This window comes from Thiorhodospira sibirica ATCC 700588, assembly GCF_000227725.2.
Classification (GTDB): domain Bacteria; phylum Pseudomonadota; class Gammaproteobacteria; order Ectothiorhodospirales; family Ectothiorhodospiraceae; genus Thiorhodospira; species Thiorhodospira sibirica.
Genome location: NZ_MU255056.1, coordinates 2,304,823 through 2,323,165, shown reverse-complemented (window position 1 = coordinate 2,323,165; position 18,343 = coordinate 2,304,823). Strand labels below are relative to the sequence as shown.

17 protein-coding genes are annotated in these 18,343 nt (G+C 57.5%); 7 read left to right on the top strand and 10 right to left on the bottom strand.

The genetic code is table 11. The features are described 5' to 3' along the window. Positions 1–84: 84 nt before the first annotated feature. From THISIDRAFT_RS10855 to THISIDRAFT_RS10825, 7 genes are all read right to left on the bottom strand, one after another. Complete coding sequence (locus THISIDRAFT_RS10855) at positions 85–1,134, bottom strand: V0D/AC39 family V-type ATPase subunit (RefSeq protein ID WP_006786100.1); 1,050 nt, start codon at positions 1,132–1,134, stop codon at positions 85–87. 4 nt (positions 1,135–1,138) lie between these two features. Further along, positions 1,139–1,459 (bottom strand): ATPase, encoded by a 321-nt coding sequence (locus tag THISIDRAFT_RS10850; RefSeq protein ID WP_006786099.1) that lies wholly within the window; start codon positions 1,457–1,459, stop codon positions 1,139–1,141. A gap of 43 nt (positions 1,460–1,502) precedes the next feature. Beyond that, positions 1,503–3,569: a M3 family metallopeptidase gene (locus THISIDRAFT_RS10845; RefSeq protein ID WP_006786098.1), complete on the bottom strand. Its 2,067-nt coding sequence runs from the start codon at positions 3,567–3,569 to the stop codon at positions 1,503–1,505. Positions 3,570–3,580: 11 nt separating this feature from the next. Continuing rightward, positions 3,581–4,099 carry a molybdopterin adenylyltransferase gene (mog, locus tag THISIDRAFT_RS10840; RefSeq protein WP_006786097.1) on the bottom strand — a complete coding sequence of 173 codons (519 nt, stop codon included), beginning with the start codon at positions 4,097–4,099 and terminating at the stop codon, positions 3,581–3,583. Between the two features lie 3 nt (positions 4,100–4,102). Further along, a complete protein-coding gene (locus tag THISIDRAFT_RS10835) occupies positions 4,103–5,134 on the bottom strand; it encodes an endonuclease (RefSeq protein ID WP_006786096.1) in 1,032 nt (343 codons plus the stop codon). A 229-nt stretch (positions 5,135–5,363) separates the two neighbouring features. Then, complete coding sequence (locus THISIDRAFT_RS10830; protein ID WP_006786095.1) at positions 5,364–5,966, bottom strand: Uma2 family endonuclease; 603 nt, start codon at positions 5,964–5,966, stop codon at positions 5,364–5,366. A gap of 148 nt (positions 5,967–6,114) precedes the next feature. Then, entirely contained in the window at positions 6,115–7,032 is a 918-nt protein-coding gene (locus THISIDRAFT_RS10825) for a cobalamin-binding protein (protein ID WP_006786094.1), read from the bottom strand. 307 nt (positions 7,033–7,339) lie between these two features. Between THISIDRAFT_RS10825 and THISIDRAFT_RS10820 the strand changes: the two genes are divergently transcribed. From THISIDRAFT_RS10820 to THISIDRAFT_RS10795, 6 genes are read left to right on the top strand one after another with little or no spacing between them, the layout of a single operon-like run. After that, positions 7,340–7,843, top strand: a complete 504-nt coding sequence (locus THISIDRAFT_RS10820; RefSeq protein ID WP_139063931.1) for a HyaD/HybD family hydrogenase maturation endopeptidase — start codon at positions 7,340–7,342, stop codon at positions 7,841–7,843. Then, positions 7,833–8,243 carry a hydrogenase expression/formation C-terminal domain-containing protein gene (locus tag THISIDRAFT_RS10815; RefSeq protein ID WP_006786092.1) on the top strand — a complete coding sequence of 137 codons (411 nt, stop codon included), beginning with the start codon at positions 7,833–7,835 and terminating at the stop codon, positions 8,241–8,243. The genes THISIDRAFT_RS10820 and THISIDRAFT_RS10815 overlap by 11 nt, the downstream gene beginning before the upstream one ends. 46 nt (positions 8,244–8,289) lie before the next feature. Further along, positions 8,290–9,348 (top strand): hydrogenase small subunit, encoded by a 1,059-nt coding sequence (locus tag THISIDRAFT_RS10810; RefSeq protein WP_006786091.1) that lies wholly within the window; start codon positions 8,290–8,292, stop codon positions 9,346–9,348. Beyond that, positions 9,345–10,007 (top strand): hypothetical protein, encoded by a 663-nt coding sequence (locus tag THISIDRAFT_RS10805; RefSeq protein WP_006786090.1) that lies wholly within the window; start codon positions 9,345–9,347, stop codon positions 10,005–10,007. Before THISIDRAFT_RS10810 ends, THISIDRAFT_RS10805 begins: the two co-directional genes overlap by 4 nt. Beyond that, positions 10,004–11,362, top strand: coding sequence for a (Fe-S)-binding protein (locus tag THISIDRAFT_RS10800; protein ID WP_006786089.1), 1,359 nt, complete (start codon positions 10,004–10,006; stop codon positions 11,360–11,362). Before THISIDRAFT_RS10805 ends, THISIDRAFT_RS10800 begins: the two co-directional genes overlap by 4 nt. After that, positions 11,362–13,101, top strand: coding sequence for a nickel-dependent hydrogenase large subunit (locus THISIDRAFT_RS10795; protein ID WP_006786088.1), 1,740 nt, complete (start codon positions 11,362–11,364; stop codon positions 13,099–13,101). Before THISIDRAFT_RS10800 ends, THISIDRAFT_RS10795 begins: the two co-directional genes overlap by 1 nt. A 155-nt stretch (positions 13,102–13,256) precedes the next feature. Here the strand turns inward: THISIDRAFT_RS10795 and bioB are convergent, their stop codons facing one another. Then, entirely contained in the window at positions 13,257–14,204 is a 948-nt protein-coding gene (gene bioB / locus THISIDRAFT_RS10790) for a biotin synthase BioB (protein WP_006786087.1), read from the bottom strand. 169 nt (positions 14,205–14,373) lie between these two features. After that, positions 14,374–15,588: an argininosuccinate synthase gene (locus tag THISIDRAFT_RS10785; RefSeq protein ID WP_006786086.1), complete on the bottom strand. Its 1,215-nt coding sequence runs from the start codon at positions 15,586–15,588 to the stop codon at positions 14,374–14,376. A gap of 315 nt (positions 15,589–15,903) precedes the next feature. On the opposite strand from THISIDRAFT_RS10785, the gene THISIDRAFT_RS10780 reads away from it, so the two are divergent. Next, positions 15,904–16,182 (top strand): hypothetical protein, encoded by a 279-nt coding sequence (locus tag THISIDRAFT_RS10780; protein ID WP_040851208.1) that lies wholly within the window; start codon positions 15,904–15,906, stop codon positions 16,180–16,182. A gap of 27 nt (positions 16,183–16,209) precedes the next feature. Here the strand turns inward: THISIDRAFT_RS10780 and asnB are convergent, their stop codons facing one another. Further along, complete coding sequence (asnB, locus tag THISIDRAFT_RS10775) at positions 16,210–18,228, bottom strand: asparagine synthase (glutamine-hydrolyzing) (protein ID WP_006786084.1); 2,019 nt, start codon at positions 18,226–18,228, stop codon at positions 16,210–16,212. Positions 18,229–18,343: the final 115 nt, after the last annotated feature.

Sequence of the window (18,343 nt, the reverse complement as noted above, 5' to 3'; positions counted from 1 at the left end):
CGCGAAGGCGCGAACCACGACAATAAAAGCATAACACTTCGCGGCTTGGCGTCTTCGCGTGAGCTGTAATATCGGTATGCCGGGCTAAGCGGCGTTGGCTGGATCGGTGGTGATGCCGACGGCGTGGGCAATGTGGGCCGTGTCCAGTTGCAGGGCGTATCCCCGGATAACTGAGGCCAGGCGGTTGAGGTTGCTTTCCCGCAGCATCAGATAGGCTAAGGCCCGCGCCGGGTTGAAACGGGTGCGGCGCAGGATGGCCTCGGCGCGATGGTGCGCGCCGCGTTTGGCATGGCGGTGAATATCGTTGATATGTTCGGCCTCGCCGATCCATTGGGCCAGATGGCGTGGCAGCAGCGGGCGCATTTGCGCAAAACTGTCTGCCTCAGCCATGGCCAGCAGGGTTTCGCTGCGCAGGCGGCCGGTGGTCGGTACCAACAAATAGTAAGCCTCCGCCGGTTGCAGGCCATAGGTAAAGCGATAACGCAGCAGCCACATCAGATTGACCCGATCAATCAAGTCTCCCACCAGTTCGCGCAACAGCGCATGACCGGCACCTTTGTAGTGCTGGGCGAGTTTACTTAACCCGGCAAAGAAATGACGGTCAATGGTGGCCTCCAGGATGAAGGCGTCGTGATGCTCTTCCAGGGCACGGCGCGCCTGACGGGCAATCTCGGCGTAATGGCTTTGCTGTTCCAGCAGGCGCAGCAGTTCCTGAATATCTTCAGCCGCCAGCAGCTGATCAATCGGCAGACGCTCATGCTGTCCCAGAGTGACCAGTTCCTGCTTGATGCTCTGCGGGGTTTGGCCGTGCAAGCGGCCCCGGATGATGAATTTGAGGTTAGACAGTTCAAAGCGATGCGCCCAGTGTTTGAAAAATTCACGGGCCTCGCCATCCAAGGGGCGAATGATCTGATCGACATCACGCAGCAGGGCGGCATTCATCGCACGTTCCAGGCGTTGCGGATCGAAGGGCGTACCGGGTTGATAGTCCACGCCGATGGCACCCAGCCAGGCGCGTTGCTCGCTTTCCGGGGTATGCAGAAAGGCGGTGAACATCGCCGGTTGTATCAAGCGCTCGCTTAAGATGGAGATGCGCGTGTCCAAAAAGGCATAACGGGCGGCGGCGGTGAGCATGGGCTTAGCGTTGCTGTGGATTGAGCAGGATGGCCACCACGGCGTCGATGGCCTCGCGCTCATGCTGTTGGGCGGCGGTGCGTAATTCGACATGGCGCTCGTCATAGCGGCGGCGCAGTTCGGTCAGGGTCTGTTCGGCGCTGCGGCTGGCTTTGTCTACAAAGGAGGCGCGAATCTCGGGGATGCGCTCTTCCAGACGCTGCTCGGCCAGTTTGGCTTCAGCGCGGGCCTCGTTGAGCATCTGTTCACGTTTGGCATCGGCCTCGCGGGTGATGCGCTCGGCCTCCGATTCCGCTTTGAGCAGGCGTTGCAGGGCTTCATCCATTGCGGTTTACCTCATAGTGCGTGTGGGTGCGGGCATTGCGTTATCACGCGCTCGCGACATTCTCGGCGGGGGTGCCAAGGCCATGATGGCGTAACAGTGCGCTGATTTGTGGGGCGCGTCCGCGAAAATCACGAAACAGCGCCAGCGCGGGTTGTGATCCGCCGCGTTCCAGAATTTTTTGTAAAAAATCCTGCCCGACGCGGGCATTGAACAGACCCTCTTCTTCAAAGCGGGCAAAGGCATCGGCTGACAATACCTCCGCCCATTTATAGCTGTAATAGCCTGCCGCATAGCCCCCGGCAAAGATATGACTGAAGCTGTGCTGAAAGCGGTTGAAGGCCGGTGGTTTGAGCACGGCAACCTCAGCGCGCACCGCATCAAGTATCGCCTGAATCTCGGCCCCCTGTACCGCAGGGTCTGCGGCATGGATGCGCATATCAAACAGGGCAAATTCAATCTGACGCAACATCTGTAATCCCGCCTGGAAGTGGTGGGTGCGCAACAGACGTGCAAACAGCTCCTCGGGCAGGGGCTGGCCGGTTTCGTAGTGACCTGACAGGCGCAGCAGCGATTCACGCTGCCAGCACCAGTTTTCCATAAACTGGCTGGGCAGTTCAACCGCATCCCATTCTACGCCATTGATGCCCGAGGCAGCCGGATAGTCGATGCGGGTGAGCATGTGATGTAGCCCATGACCAAACTCATGGAACAGGGTAATCACCTCATCATGGGTAAACAGCGCAGGTTTTCCATCGACCGGCGGGGTGCCGTTGCAGGTCATATATGCCACCGGCAATTGCAGCTGCGCGCCGTCACGCAGACGGTTCTGGCAGACATCCATCCAGGCCCCGCCGCGCTTGTGTGCCCGCGCATACAGATCCAGATAAAAATAGGCGCGGGGCGTGCCGTCGGGGTCTTCGATGGCATAAAAGCGGACCTCCGGATGCCAGGTTTCTACGCCATCTTTGGACACAACGCGCACCTGATACAGCCGCTCCAGCAATGCAAACAATCCGTCCAGCACCCGATCCACCGGGAAATAGGGCTTGAGGTCTTCCTGCGACAGCGCATAGGCCTGCTGGCGCAGTTTTTCCGAGGCATAGCTGATATCCCAGGCGGCCAGGCTGTCGATGCCCAGCTGCTCGCGGGCAAAGCGCTGTAATTCCGCCAGTTCTTGCTGCGCATGCGGCTTGCTGGCTTGGGCCAGATCGCGCAAAAAGCGCATCACCTCCTCAGCGTTGTCCGCCATCTTGGTAGCCAGCGACAGCGCGGCATAATGCGGATAGCCGAGTAATTGCGCCTGCTCATGGCGCAGTCTGAGGATTTCATCCATCAGCGCGGAATTATCCAGCGCCGCATCATGCGGTCCCTGATTCGAGGCACGAGTCACATAGGCGGTATACACCTGCTCCCTGAGCTGGCGGTCATCGGCATAGGTCATGACGGCGTAATAGGAGGGAAATTCCAGATTCAGCACAAAACCTGCAAGCTCCGCCTGGGCGGCATTTTGCGCCAACAGGGCCAGGGCCGAGGGCGGCAAACCCGTCAGGGCGCTTACCTCTTTCAGGTGTAAACGCCAGGCCTGGGTGGCATCCAGGATATTTTCCTCAAAACGCGATTGCAGGCTGCTCAGCTGCTGGGCAATGGCTTTGTAGCGCTGTTTTTGTGCCTCGGGCAGATCCACCCCGCTGAGGCGAAAGTCACGCAGTGCATCCGTAATGATCTTTTGCTGGGTGGCATCCAGGGTGGCAAATTCCGCCCCCTCAGACAGGGCCTGATACGCCTCAAAAAGTTGCCGGTTTTGCCCTAGTTCGGTGCTGTAGTCGGTCAATTTCGCCAGACAGGCATTATAGGCCTCACGCAGCGCCGGTGAATTATGCACCGAGTTGAGATGACGTACCGGCGACCAGACGCGGCTTAGGCGTTCTTCCAGCAGATCCAGCGGATGAATCAGGCTCGCCCAGCTCGGTGGACCGGGCTGATCCAGCAGGCGTTTGAGTTCGGCACGGTTATCCGCCAATACCTGATCAATCGCGGTCTGTACATGTTCGGCCTGGATATGGGCAAAGCGTGGCAGATCATCCAGCGCCAGCAGGGGATTGGTATTCATTAAAAAAAATCTCAGGTTGATTCAATCAATTCCAGACAATGCGCCAGCGCCGGAAAGACTGCCTGCAAGCAGACATCAATCGCCGCTGGATTGCCGGGCAGGTTAATAATCAGGGACTGGCCGCGAATCCCGGCGGTTTGGCGCGACAAAATGGCGGTTGGCACGGTTTGCACCGAGACCCGACGCATCTGCTCACCAAAACCGGGCAGCAGTACGTCACAGACCCGCTCGGTGGCCTGGGGGGTGACATCGCGCCGCGCCGGGCCGGTACCACCGGTGGTAATCACCAAACGACACGGCTCATGATCACACAGCGCACACAAGGCCGCCTCAATCGCCGCCTGCTCATCGGCGACAATCCGCGACACCGCCTCAAAAGGCTGGGGCAATGCCTGCCTGAACCACGCGATCACCGCAGGCCCGCCACGGTCTTGATATTCACCCGCACTGGCACGATCCGATGCAGTAACAATACCGATGCGGGCAAAGCCTGAGCCCAGGCCAGCGTGTATTTCGCCGGGCGCGCCCACGGGCTAGGTACCACTCATGCGCTGATAATTCTCAATATAGGGATTACTCATGCCCTGAATGACCCGAATGCGCTGGTTACGGGTGATTTCCCAGGCCTCGGGCGGATATTGTCGATTCCAGGCGGTGTAGAGTTTTTCATCCTGACGGCTCAGACGAAAGCCATAGGTATCGCGCATATAGAGCATGCTGCGGGCAATCGCCCCGCGTACCGCCTCGGGTGGCGTGGCTTCACGGCGGCGGGAATTGATGACCATCTCACACGCGCCATAGCGCTCGCCGAAACGGGTGGTGCCCCAGGTATAATTGCTGCGCTGCCCATTGATATGGCCGACCGCCGGAAACAGGTTATGCAAATCATTGTGCGCTGCAACAAAGGTGGCATCGGTGCGCAAACAGCACTCGCGTCCGGACAAGACATTGCCGGTGCTGCTGCGACATTGGGCAAAAGATTCAGGCTCGCGCCAGCATGGGCGAAAATTGCCAAACTGAGAGGCGGGGAAGACATGCTCTGCCTCGACGCGGCGCGCCCGCTCGATGGATTGAAGCTCCTCAAGCTCGCAGCTCTTCAGATCAACCTGACCGTTACGGTCATAGCGACAGCCGCAATACAGGGTCAAACGGCGATCATGGTCCACCCGCTCATACAGCGCCTGGCGCGCCAGGCTAAAGCTTGCCGCCGTGCGGGGTAACTCGCCGGGTGCGACGGGAATATAAATCTCGTCGCGGCTGGGCAGCAGATCACGCAGTTCCTTGGGAAAGATCGCACGAAAAATGTAGAGCAATTCAAGCGCCGCATCACCGGTAAAGGCCCCGCCCTCGCCCACCGTGCGCACCACAAAACGGCGCACATCCTCCGCCAGCTCCACCGATTCCTGCACCTCTTTGGGCAGATCACGCACCATGGAGTCGGGCAGAAACGAAAACACCACCAACAATACCAGGCCAATACTTAATGAGGCCGTCCATTGCTTCGCCCGGCGCACCGTTTGCCGGGTGAGTTTATGGCCAAACAGGGTCTTGATTTTACGCGGCATAGCCTTGCAACACACCATCTGAAAGAGGTTTTAGTCCGCCTATTGTCGATCAAGCGCTCCCCAAATACAAACCTACGCTGCCCATACAATGAAAGACTCTTCAATTTTGCCCCGACCTCTGGACGTTGCCACACACCTCTTGGGAGCACCGCCCTGGGACTGCCAAGCCTGAGCTTGACATAAAAACGTAGCGACATCTTCCAGATGCCGCTCCCAGAAAAAGCGACGGCTAGAAGCCGCCGTCACGCATGGCAGGTTCTGCATCGTTCCAGACGACATCTTCATAGAGTTCATCGAGTGTAATGATGCGCTGGATGGGTGGGCAGTTCAGTTCAATTTCGCCGCTTTGTTCATAGACCTGATAGAGCCATTGTCCGGAGGCGCTGCGCTGGTATAGCTCAACGCAGCGCTTTTCTTGCGCAATCAGCAGGTAGTAGTGCAGGGCGGCTAAGGTGCGATAGGCGATGAGCTTTTCGCGGCGATCGGTCAGTTCTGTGGTCGGGGATAGGACTTCTGCGATGAGGCAGGGGGCGGTTTTGTAGAATGGCTCGCGGTCATCGCTTGCGCAGGTGAGCAGCACATCCGGGTAGTAAAAACTCTCAAACTTGGCGACATGTACTTTCATGTCTCCGATAAATACCCCGCACGACGTGCCTCGGGTACTGGCGCGCAGATGAAAGAAAAGATTCCCCGAAATACGATTATGAATTTCACTTGCGCCGGCCATCGCAAAGACCTGACCGGCGATGTATTCATGGCGTATGTCGCTGTGCTGTTCGCCTTCGAGGTAATCCGCGATAAGGATGGGTAGGTGTGTGGCAGTCTGTGGCATTGACTCTCTCCCGTGGGATTATTCGTTGGGTGATTTTAACAAAATGGGCATTGAACTTCTGGGAGTGCTTATGGGAGCGCCACGCCGTGGCGATACCTTCCAGGTATCGCTTAAAAACCAGTGAACGCAAGAGGCGTCCGCTACGTTTTTAAGGCGGGTGGGAGTTGGCTGCCTGGCGCACCTGTTCGAGTTGTTCGCACAGTAAAGCCGTGCCGTCGAGGATGCGGGTGGTGTGGCGTTGTAGTAAGGAGGGCGGGATAAAAAACAAATGCCCTTGCGCGACGGCCTGTAGGTGTGGCCATTGGCGCCAGGCTTGCATCCACGCTGGGTTATCCTCGCCCATGCCGCCGCCGACCAAGGCATCCGGGTTTTGCGCGATCACGGCCTCATGGCTGATGCGTGGAATCAGGCGCTCCAGATCGGCAAAGACATTCACCCCGCCGCAGGTTTCAATGGCCTGTTGAATCAGGTGTTCACGGTTAATCGTCATCAAGGGCTGTTCCCAGACCTGATAAAACAGTCGCACCCGAGGGCGGTGGGCATATTTTGCTTGCAAGGCGCGATACCGCGCTTCAAATTGCGCAATGGCTGCCGCTGCCTGGGTTGTATGGCCGCTGAGCTGGCCAAAGCGGTGCAGGGTTGTGGCGATATCTTCAAAGCGGCGCGGTTCGGTGTAATAGACGGTTAGCCCTAAGCGTTCCAGCGTTTCAATCTGCGGACGCGGATTGCCGCTTGACCAGGCGATGACCAGATCAGGCTGACTGGCCACAATCGCTTCCAGATCCAGTTGGTTGTAGGCGCCCACCCGCGCCAGCTCCTCAGCCTCGGGCGGGTAGTCACTGAAGCTTACGGTGCCGACGATCAACGCGCCCGCGCCGATGGCAAAGAGGTTTTCGGTGATATTGGGGGCCAGTGAGATGATGCGCTGAGCCGGTTGGGCTAGGCGCACGCTGCGCCCATGATCGTCCACCACATGAATGGTGTGGGCTGCGGTGTGGGTATCGGCAGACACCGTGCCCAGCAGACACAGGCTCAAAAGCCCGATCAGCAAATGTTTGGATGACATGGCAAGAATACTCGTTTAGACAATGAAAATAAGGGCTTAGCCAGGGCTTTGGGGTAGGCTTGCAAGACGTGCATTGATTTATATCAAGATAACATGCGCTGTGCCAAGACGCATTGCCCAATCTGGGCTATATTGCAATTCAATGTATTGGAATATAACTATTTTCACACATCTTAAATTATTATAAGAAAATACATTATTGCGCATAATACGCGGGGCGGCACCTTGCAGAGGCTGCCCGATGAACAAACACATAACCGATGGAAGCGTTGCCACCTCAATGATTTGCCAAACGATGCCCATTGCGATGCCAACTGCGTTAATCGACGCGCCATGTTCCCACACCCTGGTGCTGGGCCTGGGCAATACCTTGTTAAGTGATGAGGGAGCAGGGGTGTATGTGGTACGCACCCTGGCCGCACACAGTGCGGACTTTCCTGGGGTGCAATGGATGGACGGCGGTACGCTGGGCTTTGCCTTGGCCGATGCGGTGGTACAGGCGCATGCCTTGATTGTGGTGGATACCGCCAACCTTGAGGCCCCGGCGGGTACGGTGCGGGTGTTTGAGGATGCGGCGATGGATGAGTTTGTCTCCACGGGCAAGAAAAGCAGTGTGCATGAGGTTAGCTTAAACGATCTGCTTGCGGTGGCTTTGCTGGAGGATCGCCTGCCAAGGCGGCGGGCCTTGGTAGGAATTCAGCCGCTTTCGCTGGACTGGGGAGAGCAACCCAGCGCAGCGGTGCAGGCGGGGATGCTGCAGGCGGCTGAGGCGGTTAAACATATTTTACAACGGTGGCAGCATGTCCCTTGATGATATTCCCATTCAGATAGCGCCGCCCCAGGAAGGGCCCAGCGAGATGCCCAAGGCGCTGCTGCACGAGGTTTGGGAGCTCTTGCAGGCGGTTTGTGCGGGGCGCAGCGTGCGGGAGCGCATTGATCTGCACGGTTTGCCTTTGTCGCCCGCCGATTATCAGCAGTTGCAACAGCTGCTCGGACGCGGCGAGGTCAGCGCCCTGATTGAGGCCTCCGGTCGCTCGGAGGTGTTTGAAACGGCGGTGGCCGGGGTGTGGTGGCTGCGTGATTTCGGGGCCGATGAGCGCCTGGTTGCCGAGTATCTGGAAATCACGGCATTGCCGTTGATGTTGATGACGCATCACGATGATTTATGTGCTGCAGTGGCGCTGTTACAACAGCAACTGAGCGCAGAATAAAACGCGGGGATAGACCCTGCGTGATAATAATGAGGAGATTGTAGCGATGAAAAAAGCAGATACACTTGGCGATGAGCTTAGGCGTCAAGGCATCAGTCGCCGTACTTTTTTGAAATTTTGCGCCGCGATGGCCACCAGCATGGCGCTACCCGCCTCCATGGCCCCGGTGATGGCCGATGCCCTGGCCGCCACCCGGCGCCAATCGGTGATCTGGCTATCATTTCAGGAGTGTACCGGCTGTACCGAGTCGATCCTGCGTTCCTATGCCCCCAGCATTGAATCATTGATCTTTGATTTTATTTCCCTGGATTATCATCACACCTTGCAGGCAGCGGCCGGTCGCGCCGCTGAAGATGCGCGTGATCAGGCCATGCAGGAGAACTGGGGCAAGTATCTGGTGATTGTCGATGGCTCGATTCCGCTCAAAGACGGCGGCATTTATTCCACCATCGACGGCCATACCAATCTGGAAACCCTGGAAACGGTGGCCGCTGGCGCTGCGGCGCTGATTTCGGTGGGGACCTGTGCGGCCTACGGCGGTTTGCCGATGGCCCGGCCCAATCCCACCGGGGCGGTCGGTGTCGATGAGATTATTAAAGATAAGCCGGTGATCAATCTGCCGGGCTGTCCGCCAATTCCGGAGGTCATGACCGGCACCATCGCCAGTTTTCTGACCTTTGGACGCCTGCCGGAGATGGATCGTCTGGGGCGGCCGGTGGCCTTTTTCGGCGATACCATTCACGACCGCTGCTATCGTCGGCCCCTGTATGAGCGCGGCAAATTTGCCCGTGGCTTTGATGATGAAGGGGCGCGCAAGGGCTGGTGTCTGTATGCGCTGGGCTGCAAAGGTCCGATCACCTATAACGCCTGTGCGACCATTAAATGGAATCAGGGGCAAAGCTTCCCGATTCAGTCCGGGCATGGTTGTCTGGGCTGTTCGGAACCGCGTTTCTGGGACAAAGACAGCTTTTATAAACCACTGTCGGCAACCCACTGGGGCAATGCTGCCGGACTGGCCGCTGCGGCCGCTGCGGGTGCGGCGGTTGGTGCAGGCGTGGCGGTGCTTTCGCGTCGCCACCAAGACACGATTGCGAAGGGGGAATGAGTGTGACTTTACTGGATTTCGCCCGTGGCCCGGCGATGCAATGGGCCTTGATTATTTTTGTTTTTGGGATGGTGTGGCGCTTAGTCGGGGTGTGGGGCTTGCGGCATAAAGCGGATCATTCGCAGCCGCGTGTGACCCAGGGTGTCTGGAAGCGGGGGCTGCGGGCGGTGTTTGTGCGGGTGCTGCCGTATCCGGAATTTGCCCCCAAGGTGCAGGGGCAATACTGGATCAGCTATGTGTTTCACCTGGGATTTTTTATCGTGCTGCTGTTTTTCGTGCCGCATATCCTGTTTTTTGAGGATATTCTGGGCTTTGGCTGGCCAGGCCTGCCCAATAATGTCATCTTCTTTGTCGGCGGCATCACCGTAGCAGCCCTGATGGTGGCTCTGATCAAGCGCATCCTCAATCCGGTCACGCGCATGATGTCCAATTTTGATGATTACTTTGCCTGGTTTGTCACCATCGCCCCGGTCGTCACCGGGCTTTTGGTCAATGCCAATCTGATCCCCAATTATGAATTGATGCTCGCCATTCATATTCTCAGCTTTCAGCTACTGCTGATCTATCTGCCCTTTGGCAAGCTGATGCACGGTTTTTGGCTGATGGTATCGCGCTGGACCACTGCTGTTCGTTTTGCCCGTAGAGGAGGCCTGTCGTGACTGATCCTATCATTGAACATGCTGTGGACATGGAATCCAAGCGCTTCGGCCTCAAAAAGCCGATGGTGCGCTATGACACCCAGGGCGAGATGAGCGATGCCGAACGGGTCAAAAAGGCGATGCAGCATTTTGCCAAGGATTTTGGCTATGTTGCCGCGACCTATATGGAATCCTGCGTGCATTGCGGCATCTGTGCCAATGCCTGTCATTTTTATGTGACCACCGGCGATCCCAAATACACCCCGATCTGGAAGATTGAACCCTTCAAACAGGCGTATAAGCGCGAGGCCGGGCCCTTTGCCTTCTTTTATAAATTATTCAATCTCAAGCACAAGGTCACGGTTGAAGAACTAGAAGCCTGGCAGGAGCTGATTTATGACTCCTGCACGATGTGCGGACGCTGCACCCTGGCCTGCCCGATGAGCATTGATATTGCCTCACTGGTGGGCATGGCCCGTCATGCCATGTTCCATGCCGGTCTGGTGCCGCATGAGCTGTGGGCGGTGGCGCTCAAGGCCGAGGAAGAGGGCAGTCCGCTGGGTGCCAATCCCAAGGTCTTTAAGGAGCGCATCCGCTGGATGGAGGATGAACACGAAGTCGATATGTATATCGATAAGGAGCAGGCGGATATTCTGGTCTGCATGTCATCCATCGAGATTCAGAAATATCCCAAATCCATGGCCGATACCGCCAAGGTGCTCAATTATCTCGGGCTTTCATGGACGTTTCATACCGAGGGCTATGAGGCCACCAATTTCGGCCTGCTCTCGGGGAATCTGGACTGGCAAAAGGATATGTCGCAAAAGATCATCGACACCGCCATCAAGATCAAGGCCAAAACGGTGCTACTGCCAGAATGCGGCCATGCCTATCAGGCGATGCGCTGGCATGGCGCCAATATGTATGGCCAGTCTTTGCCCTTTACGGTGGTGCATATCAGCGAGTTTCTCGCCGATGCCGTGGAACAGGGCAAGCTCAAGCTTAGAACCGTCGGCAAAACAGCGGCCTTTCACGACCCCTGTCAGGTTTCACGGCGCGGCGGTGCCACGCAAGCGCCGCGCAAAATCATTGAAGCCCTGGGGATTGAGCTGCGGGAACCGGCCAGCAGCGGCGATTTTAACTGGTGTTGTGGCGGCGGCGGCGGGGTGATCACCATTCACCGGGCGGATGAATTGCGCTACAAGGCGATGGAGCTCAAGCTCAAACAAATGGACAGCACCCGCGCCCACCTGATGCTCACCAGCTGCTCCAATTGTCGGCAAAATTTTGATGATAGTGGCGAACACCTCGCCTGGGGCCGCAAGATTGAAAGCCTGCTGGAACTGGTCGCTGATAACCTGATTGAGGACAAATAATGAGCGCAGAAAGAATTGTCGTTGACCCGATTACCCGCATCGAGGGTCACCTGCGCATCGAGGCACAAACCGATGATGCAGGCCATATCACCCACGCCTACAGCTCCGGCACCATGGTGCGCGGCATTGAGACCATCCTCAAAGGGCGTGATCCGCGTGATGCCTGGGCCTTTACCCAGCGCATCTGCGGGGTCTGCACCCTGGTGCATGGCATTGCCTCGGTGCGCTCGATCGAACACGCATTGAGCTATGACATCCCCCACAACGCGCAGCTGATCCGCAACCTGATGATCGGCGCACAGTATGTGGTGGATCACGTCATGCACTTTTATCATCTGCATGCACTGGACTGGGTCGATGTGGTCTCGGCACTGAAGGCTGATCCACAGGCCACGGCAACACTGGCGCAATCGCTGAGCAACTACCCGCGCTCCTCGGCCGGTTATTTTTCAGATGTGCAAAAGCGCATCAAGAATTTTGTGGAATCCGGCCAGCTGGGCATCTTTGCCAACGGCTACTGGGGCCACCCGGCCTATCGTCTGCCGCCGGAGGCCAACCTCATGGCGGTGGCGCATTATCTTGACGCCCTCGCCTGGCAGCGCGAAGCGGCTAAATTACATGCCATTCTCGGCGGTAAAAATCCGCATCCCAACTTTTTAGTCGGCGGGGCGCCAACCCCCATCAGTGCCGCCCAGGGAGGCGCCGGGGCCACAGCACTCAATGATGTGGGCCTGGAGCAGATCAGAAACATCATCGCCCAGATGCAAAGCTTCGTTGATCAGGTGTATATCCCCGACACCCTCGCCATTGCCAGCTTCTACAAAGACTGGTTTGAGCGCGGCGAAGGGGTCGGCAATTTCCTCACCTGTGGCGACTTCCCCAGCGGCCCCGGTTTTGATCCGGCCACCTTCGCCATCCCCGCCGGGGCGATTCTGGATCGTGATTTATCCACCCTGCATCCGGTGGATTTTGAAAACCCTGCCGAGGTGCAGGAATTTATCGCCCATTCCTGGTATGACTACAGCGTGGGCAAGGCGCAGGGATTACACCCCTATCAGGGCGAAACCGAGCTTAATTACACCGGCCCTACACCACCCTACAAACATCTGGATGTCGATCAAGCCTACTCGTGGATGAAATCCCCGCGCTGGCGCGGCAAGGTGATGGAAGTTGGCCCCTTGGCCCGCGTGCTGGTGCTGTATGCCGGCGGCCATGAACCGACCCGTGAGCTGGCCAATATGGCGCTGGGCAAGCTGGAGCTGCCGCTGGAGGCGATGTTTTCCACTATGGGCCGCACGGCGGCGCGTACCCTGGAAAGCAAACTCATCGCTGATATGATGATGGGCTGGTATAACGAACTGGTGGCCAATATTCGCGCCGGGGATCTGAAAGTACACAACGATGCCCTGTGGGACCCCTCAACCTGGCCGCGTCAGGCCAAAGGCGTGGGCATCATGGAAGCCCCGCGTGGGGCGCTGCTGCATTACTCCGTGATAGAAAACGGCACCTTAAGCAACTATCAGGCAGTCGTCCCCAGCACCTGGAACGCCGGCCCCATGGACGCCCAGGGCCAGTTTGGCCCTTATGAAGCGGCACTGATGCACAACCACCAGCTGGCCATTAAAGACCAGCCGCTGGAAATCCTGCGCACCATCCACAGCTTTGATCCCTGCATCGCCTGCGCGGTCCACATGGTTGACCCCGACGGCAACGAACTGGTCAAGGTCAAGGTGCGCTAGAGAGCTTCCGCGCAAAGTCAGAGACTCTCCCCCTGACAAGGGGGAGTCCCGCCGCAAGGCGGGGAGGGGTAAGCGGTAAAAACTAACCACCCCGCCCCTGACGGGGCACCCCTCCTTGAACAAAGAGGGGAGTTTTTTTCAATGCCCATCCATCCTCAGGCCGCGCTGTCCATGCCAAGACGTGCCAACAGTGCCTGATCCTCGTGTTGTTCGGCATTCGGTGTGGTCAGCAGATTAGTGCCGTAAAAAATTGAATTGGCTCCGGCAAAAAAGCACAGGGCTTGCAATTCATCGCTCATCTGCGCCCGACCGGCAGACAGGCGCACATAGGAACGCGGCATCACAATACGCGCCGTGGCCACGGTGCGCACAAATTCCAGCGGGTCCAGCGGCGGCGCTTCTTGAAGCGGCGTGCCGGCGATTTTCACCAGATGATTGATCGGCACGGCATGAGGATGCGCGGGCAGATTCGCCAGTTGCTGTAACAGTGCCGCCCGATCCTGGCGCGACTCACCCATGCCCAGAATCCCGCCAGAACACATTTTCAGCCCGGCCTCACGCACATGATTCAAGGTGTCTAAGCGGTCTTGATAGGTGTGCGTAGTCACCACCTGCCCATAAAACTCCGGCGAGGTGTCCAGATTATGATTGTAATAATCCAGCCCGGCCGCTTTGAGCTGCTGCGCCTGGGTTTGAGTCAGCATCCCCAAGGTCATGCAGGTCTCCAGGCCCTGTGCCTTGACCGCCTGCACGATCTCGATCACCTGCTGGAGGTGTTTTTCATTGAGGCTGCGCCATGCCGCCCCCATGCAAAAACGCCCGGCCCCCTGTGCCTTGGCCTGACGCGCCGCCACCACCACCTGCTCCAGCGGTAACAGCTGTTCTTTGCTGACACTGGCCTCATGGTGGCCGCTTTGCGAACAATAGCCGCAATCTTCCGAACAGCCCCCGGTTTTGATGGATAACAGGCTGCTGATCTGCATGGCATTGGGGTTAAAGTGGGTGCGGTGGATGCTGTGCGCCGTCCACAAAAGATCATTAAAGGGCCGCTCAAGGTAATCCAGAATTTCCTCAAGACGCCAGTCATGTCGAAGCTCAGTCATTAAAGTATTCCGCAGCGTGGCGAACGCATCTTGCGTTCGGTGATTAAAGCGACATCATCTTGATTCGGATCGCCGAGTTGTACTCGGCTAATTTTTACTCCATGTCCCGACCAGCCGACTGCAAGTCGGCGATCCACACGACTACACGCCGCCGCCACATCATTACATACTAACGACCACGCTGGGCGGCGATACGCAAACGCAGCGCATTGAGCTTGATAAAGCCCTCTGCATCGCCTTGATGATAAGCCCCGGCATCGTCTTCAAAGGTCGCAATGTGCGTATCAAACAGGCTGTCTTGGGCAGAACTGCGCCCGGCCACAATGACATTACCTTTATACAGCTTCAGCCGCACCACCCCGTTGACATGCACCTGCGAGGCGTCAATCATGCTTTGTAACATGCGCCGTTCCGGGCTCCACCAGTAGCCGTTATAAATCAGGCTGGCATAACGCGGCATCAATTCGTCTTTGAGATGCGCCACCTCACGATCCAGGGTTAAGGACTCAATGGCGCGATGCGCCTTGAGCAGAATCGTCCCGCCGGGGGTTTCATAACAGCCCCGCGATTTCATCCCCACATAGCGGTTTTCCACCAGATCCAGACGACCAATGCCATGCGCGCCGCCGATGCGGTTGAGTTCAGCCAGTAAGGTGGCCGGGCTTTTACGCACCCCATCCAGCGCCACCGCATCCCCGCGCTCAAACTGGATTTCCAGATACTGCGCGTGGTCAGGCGCCGCCTCTGGCGCAACGCTCCAGCGCCACATATCTTCCTCGGCCTCGGTCCAGGGATCTTCCAGCGGGCCACCTTCATAGGAGATATGCAGCAGATTGGCATCCATCGAATAAGGTGACTGCTTGCCACGCTTCATTTCCACGGGAATCGCATGAGTTTCAGCATAAGCCAGCAGGCGCTCGCGTGAGGTCAAATCCCACTCACGCCACGGCGCAATCACCCGCACTCCCGGCTTGAGCGCATAAGCACCCAACTCAAAACGCACCTGATCATTGCCCTTGCCGGTGGCCCCATGCGAAATCGCATCCGCGCCGGTTTCATTGGCAATCTCAATCAAACGCTTGGCAATCAACGGCCTTGCAATCGAGGTGCCCAGCAGATACTCCCCCTCATACAGGGTATTGGCGCGAAACATCGGGAACACAAAATCACGCACAAATTCTTCTTTGAGATCATCAATATAAATCTCCTTTACCCCAAGCTGCTGCGCCTTGGCCCGCGCCGGCTCAAGCTCCTCACCCTGACCAATATCGGCGGTAAAAGTCACCACCTCGCAACCGTAAGTCTCCTGCAACCATTTTAAAATCACCGAGGTATCTAAGCCGCCCGAATAGGCCAGCACTACTTTTTTAACATCGCTAAGCATGGAATTAAACCTTAAAGGACGTTCGCAGGAATGATTAGGGAGGAAGCGAAGGCCATTATAATACCACGACACCCCGCATCCAACCGCGTGCAAGACGCGGCGCAGCAATTCGCATTATGGCCGATGGTTGGGGGCGAGAAAGGTTGATCAAGGGCTTTGATCATGAAGGTGAGCATCGCTTTCCCACAGGGGAAACGCAGGCCGCAGGAGCGCATGCACAGGTCGTTGAAAAAGCCCTGGTGTGAGGGCAGGTGCTCACACAGTGGCCGATATCGCCCGTGGCACCCCTGCAGCCAAGATGATCAGGATGGGCAAGTGCTTTTTGCCGTGGCCGTAGGTGTGCTCAACGTGATAGCCCTTGGTTTTGAGGGTATTGTTGTTTTTGTTCTCTATTTTCCATCGGGCACGACCCGCAGCGCTTACATCATGGGATGTGGCAAAACCTTGTTTTTACAGCACTCGCTCGTCTTCGAGGGTGCTGATGAGCTCGCACCCATTAACCAGCAAGGCATCGGTTGCTGCGTGCAGCGGCAGCGCCTTGGCGAAGCGTTCGGTGTCGCTTTTGCCTGTCCACCACCGCACTTCCGGGTTTGAACCACGCCCAAGCCTTTCAACAGCCTGTTAAGGATGCCAGCCCAGCGCCTTGGCACGTTCTCGGGCCAGGCGGGGAATGTCTTGCGCGATGAAGTGCTGATGTAAAACCTGTACGCCGATCAGGTGATTGATAACGGCGTCTAGCTGTACCTGGGTGGAGGCGCTGGTATCTGGGGCCTCGTGTAAGGCAAACAGCGCGGTAACGCCCTGCGGGTCTAGCAAACCGGCCTGCTGGATGGCTTGGGTGGACAGGTATTCGTCAGCCAGGCCACGCAAGGCCGCCCATTTTTTGGGGTCGGTGTGCGCCGGTGGGGCCATGAAGGCAAATTTTTCGCGCTCATAAAGCACCGTGGGCAGCAGGCCTTTCATGGCCTCACGCAGCACATATTTCTCGGTGCGCCCACGGATGCGCAAGGCGGGCGGAATATGGGCGGCAAATTCAGCCAGATGATGATCCAGAAACGGGGGCCGGGCTTCCATGGAGTTGGCCATGTCTACGCGATCACCGCCCCAGGTGAGAATCTGCCCCTCCAGCATGGTCTTGATCCACACATATTGTGCCTTATCCAGTGGATGACGGCCTTCCAGCATGTGCGCATCGAGCTGTTCGGCAATCGCCCGACCCGGCTCATAGCCCTGCATCTCCTGACGTAAATCCGGGGCCAGCAGGCCGGGAACGTGTGCCGCGCTGGCCAGCCAGGGCTGCAGGCAGGAGGGCGTAAAGCCCACCCGCTGATCCAGCGCCGGGTCATGGATGGCTTGCTCGGCGAGCATGGCGCCGCGAAATAGCTGGTTGCTTTCGGCCAGTAATTGCTCCCAGCTGGCACGTTCAGCCGCACTAAGGGTGTCCAGGCCATAGAGGAACATATCCCGACGGAATGAGGGGTAGCCGGCGAATAATTCATCGGAGCCCTCGCCCGTGACCACGACACGATAGCCAGCGCGGTTGACATGGCGGCTCATCAATAATTTAGCGACCCCCAGGGTGTTGTAGATGGTGCGTTCACTATGCCATAAGGTCTCGACCAGATTGTCATAGAGGTGATCCGCCGCCAGCATCATAATGTCTTGGTCAGCGCCCACCGATTCGGCCATTTCCCGGGCAATCGCAGTTTCATCATAATCGACATTATCAAAGCCGATAGTGAAGGCTTTAACGGGTGACTGTTGGCTGGCGGCGGATAGCCCCAGGGTGATGCAGGAATCAATGCCGCCGGAGAGGTAACAGGCCACGGGCACATCGGCCTCCAGGCGCAGCTGCACCGCCTGCATCAGATGGTTGCGCACGCCTTCGGTATAAAAGGCCTCGTCGTGCACAGGACCGCTGTGGCGCTCTTCGAGCAGGGGAAAGTCCATATCCCAGTAGCGCTGCTGGCGAATCTGCAGGCGGCCATGCTGGCGTTCAACCATGAGCACATGCCCCGGTTTGACCTGATGAATGCCTGCAAAGGCGGTGCTACCGGGTACCATGGTCTGCATCAATTGATGATACAGTCCCGGTGTGCTAAAACGCCGGGGCACCTCCGGATGGGCAAACAAGACTTTGAGCTCCGAGCCAAACACCAGTGTTTCACCAACCTGGGTCCAATACAGCGGCTTGACCCCGAAACGGTCACGAATCAGCATCAGGCGGTCGTGTTTGCGGTCATACAGGGCCAGGCCAAACTCGCCGCGCAGCTGCAAAAGCATGTCTTCCAGGCCCAGCTGCTGGTATAAATGCAGCACGATTTCAGAGTCGCTTTTGGTGCGAAATTTCGCCCCACGCAGGGTCAGTTCAGTGCGAATGCGCTTGTAATCATACAGCTCGCCATTGACCGCCAGCAGTAGCTGGCCATCCTGAGAGACAAAGGGCTGGCGGGCGCGTTCGTTGTCCAGATCAATAATGCTCAAGCGCGCATGAGAAAAGCCCACGGCACGGTCTGCCTGAATGTTGTAGCCAAATCCATCGGGGCCACGGTGATGTTGAATTGCGGCCATGGCCACCAAGGTTTCAGGATCAATGGGTTTGTCCAGGGCACCATGCAAAATGCCAGCAATACCACACATAGACAGTTCTCCTTTGGTGTGAGGAATGGATTGAAAATGGATTAAATGAGGCGGGGTCAATGGCAGGAAACGCGTTTAAGGGTAGCATGATCCGGCGGTGGCTGTAAAAAAACCG

Bases quoted from the DNA above. Each gene is read 5' to 3' on its own strand.
- THISIDRAFT_RS10835 (WP_006786096.1), bottom strand. From the start codon at position 5,134: ATGCCGCGTAAAATCAAGACCCTGTTTGGCCATAAACTCACCCGGCAA.
- THISIDRAFT_RS10785 (WP_006786086.1), bottom strand. From the start codon at position 15,588: ATGCTTAGCGATGTTAAAAAAGTAGTGCTGGCCTATTCGGGCGGCTTA.
- THISIDRAFT_RS10845 (WP_006786098.1), bottom strand. From the start codon at position 3,569: ATGAATACCAATCCCCTGCTGGCGCTGGATGATCTGCCACGCTTTGCC.
- THISIDRAFT_RS10830 (WP_006786095.1), bottom strand. From the start codon at position 5,966: ATGCCACAGACTGCCACACACCTACCCATCCTTATCGCGGATTACCTC.
- THISIDRAFT_RS10825 (WP_006786094.1), bottom strand. From the start codon at position 7,032: ATGTCATCCAAACATTTGCTGATCGGGCTTTTGAGCCTGTGTCTGCTG.
- THISIDRAFT_RS10815 (WP_006786092.1), top strand. From the start codon at position 7,833: ATGTCCCTTGATGATATTCCCATTCAGATAGCGCCGCCCCAGGAAGGG.
- THISIDRAFT_RS10850 (WP_006786099.1), bottom strand. From the start codon at position 1,459: ATGGATGAAGCCCTGCAACGCCTGCTCAAAGCGGAATCGGAGGCCGAG.
- THISIDRAFT_RS10820 (WP_139063931.1), top strand. From the start codon at position 7,340: ATGCCAACTGCGTTAATCGACGCGCCATGTTCCCACACCCTGGTGCTG.
- bioB (WP_006786087.1), bottom strand. From the start codon at position 14,204: ATGACTGAGCTTCGACATGACTGGCGTCTTGAGGAAATTCTGGATTAC.
- THISIDRAFT_RS10855 (WP_006786100.1), bottom strand. From the start codon at position 1,134: ATGCTCACCGCCGCCGCCCGTTATGCCTTTTTGGACACGCGCATCTCC.
- THISIDRAFT_RS10795 (WP_006786088.1), top strand. From the start codon at position 11,362: ATGAGCGCAGAAAGAATTGTCGTTGACCCGATTACCCGCATCGAGGGT.
- THISIDRAFT_RS10805 (WP_006786090.1), top strand. From the start codon at position 9,345: ATGAGTGTGACTTTACTGGATTTCGCCCGTGGCCCGGCGATGCAATGG.
- asnB (WP_006786084.1), bottom strand. From the start codon at position 18,228: ATGTGTGGTATTGCTGGCATTTTGCATGGTGCCCTGGACAAACCCATT.
- THISIDRAFT_RS10810 (WP_006786091.1), top strand. From the start codon at position 8,290: ATGAAAAAAGCAGATACACTTGGCGATGAGCTTAGGCGTCAAGGCATC.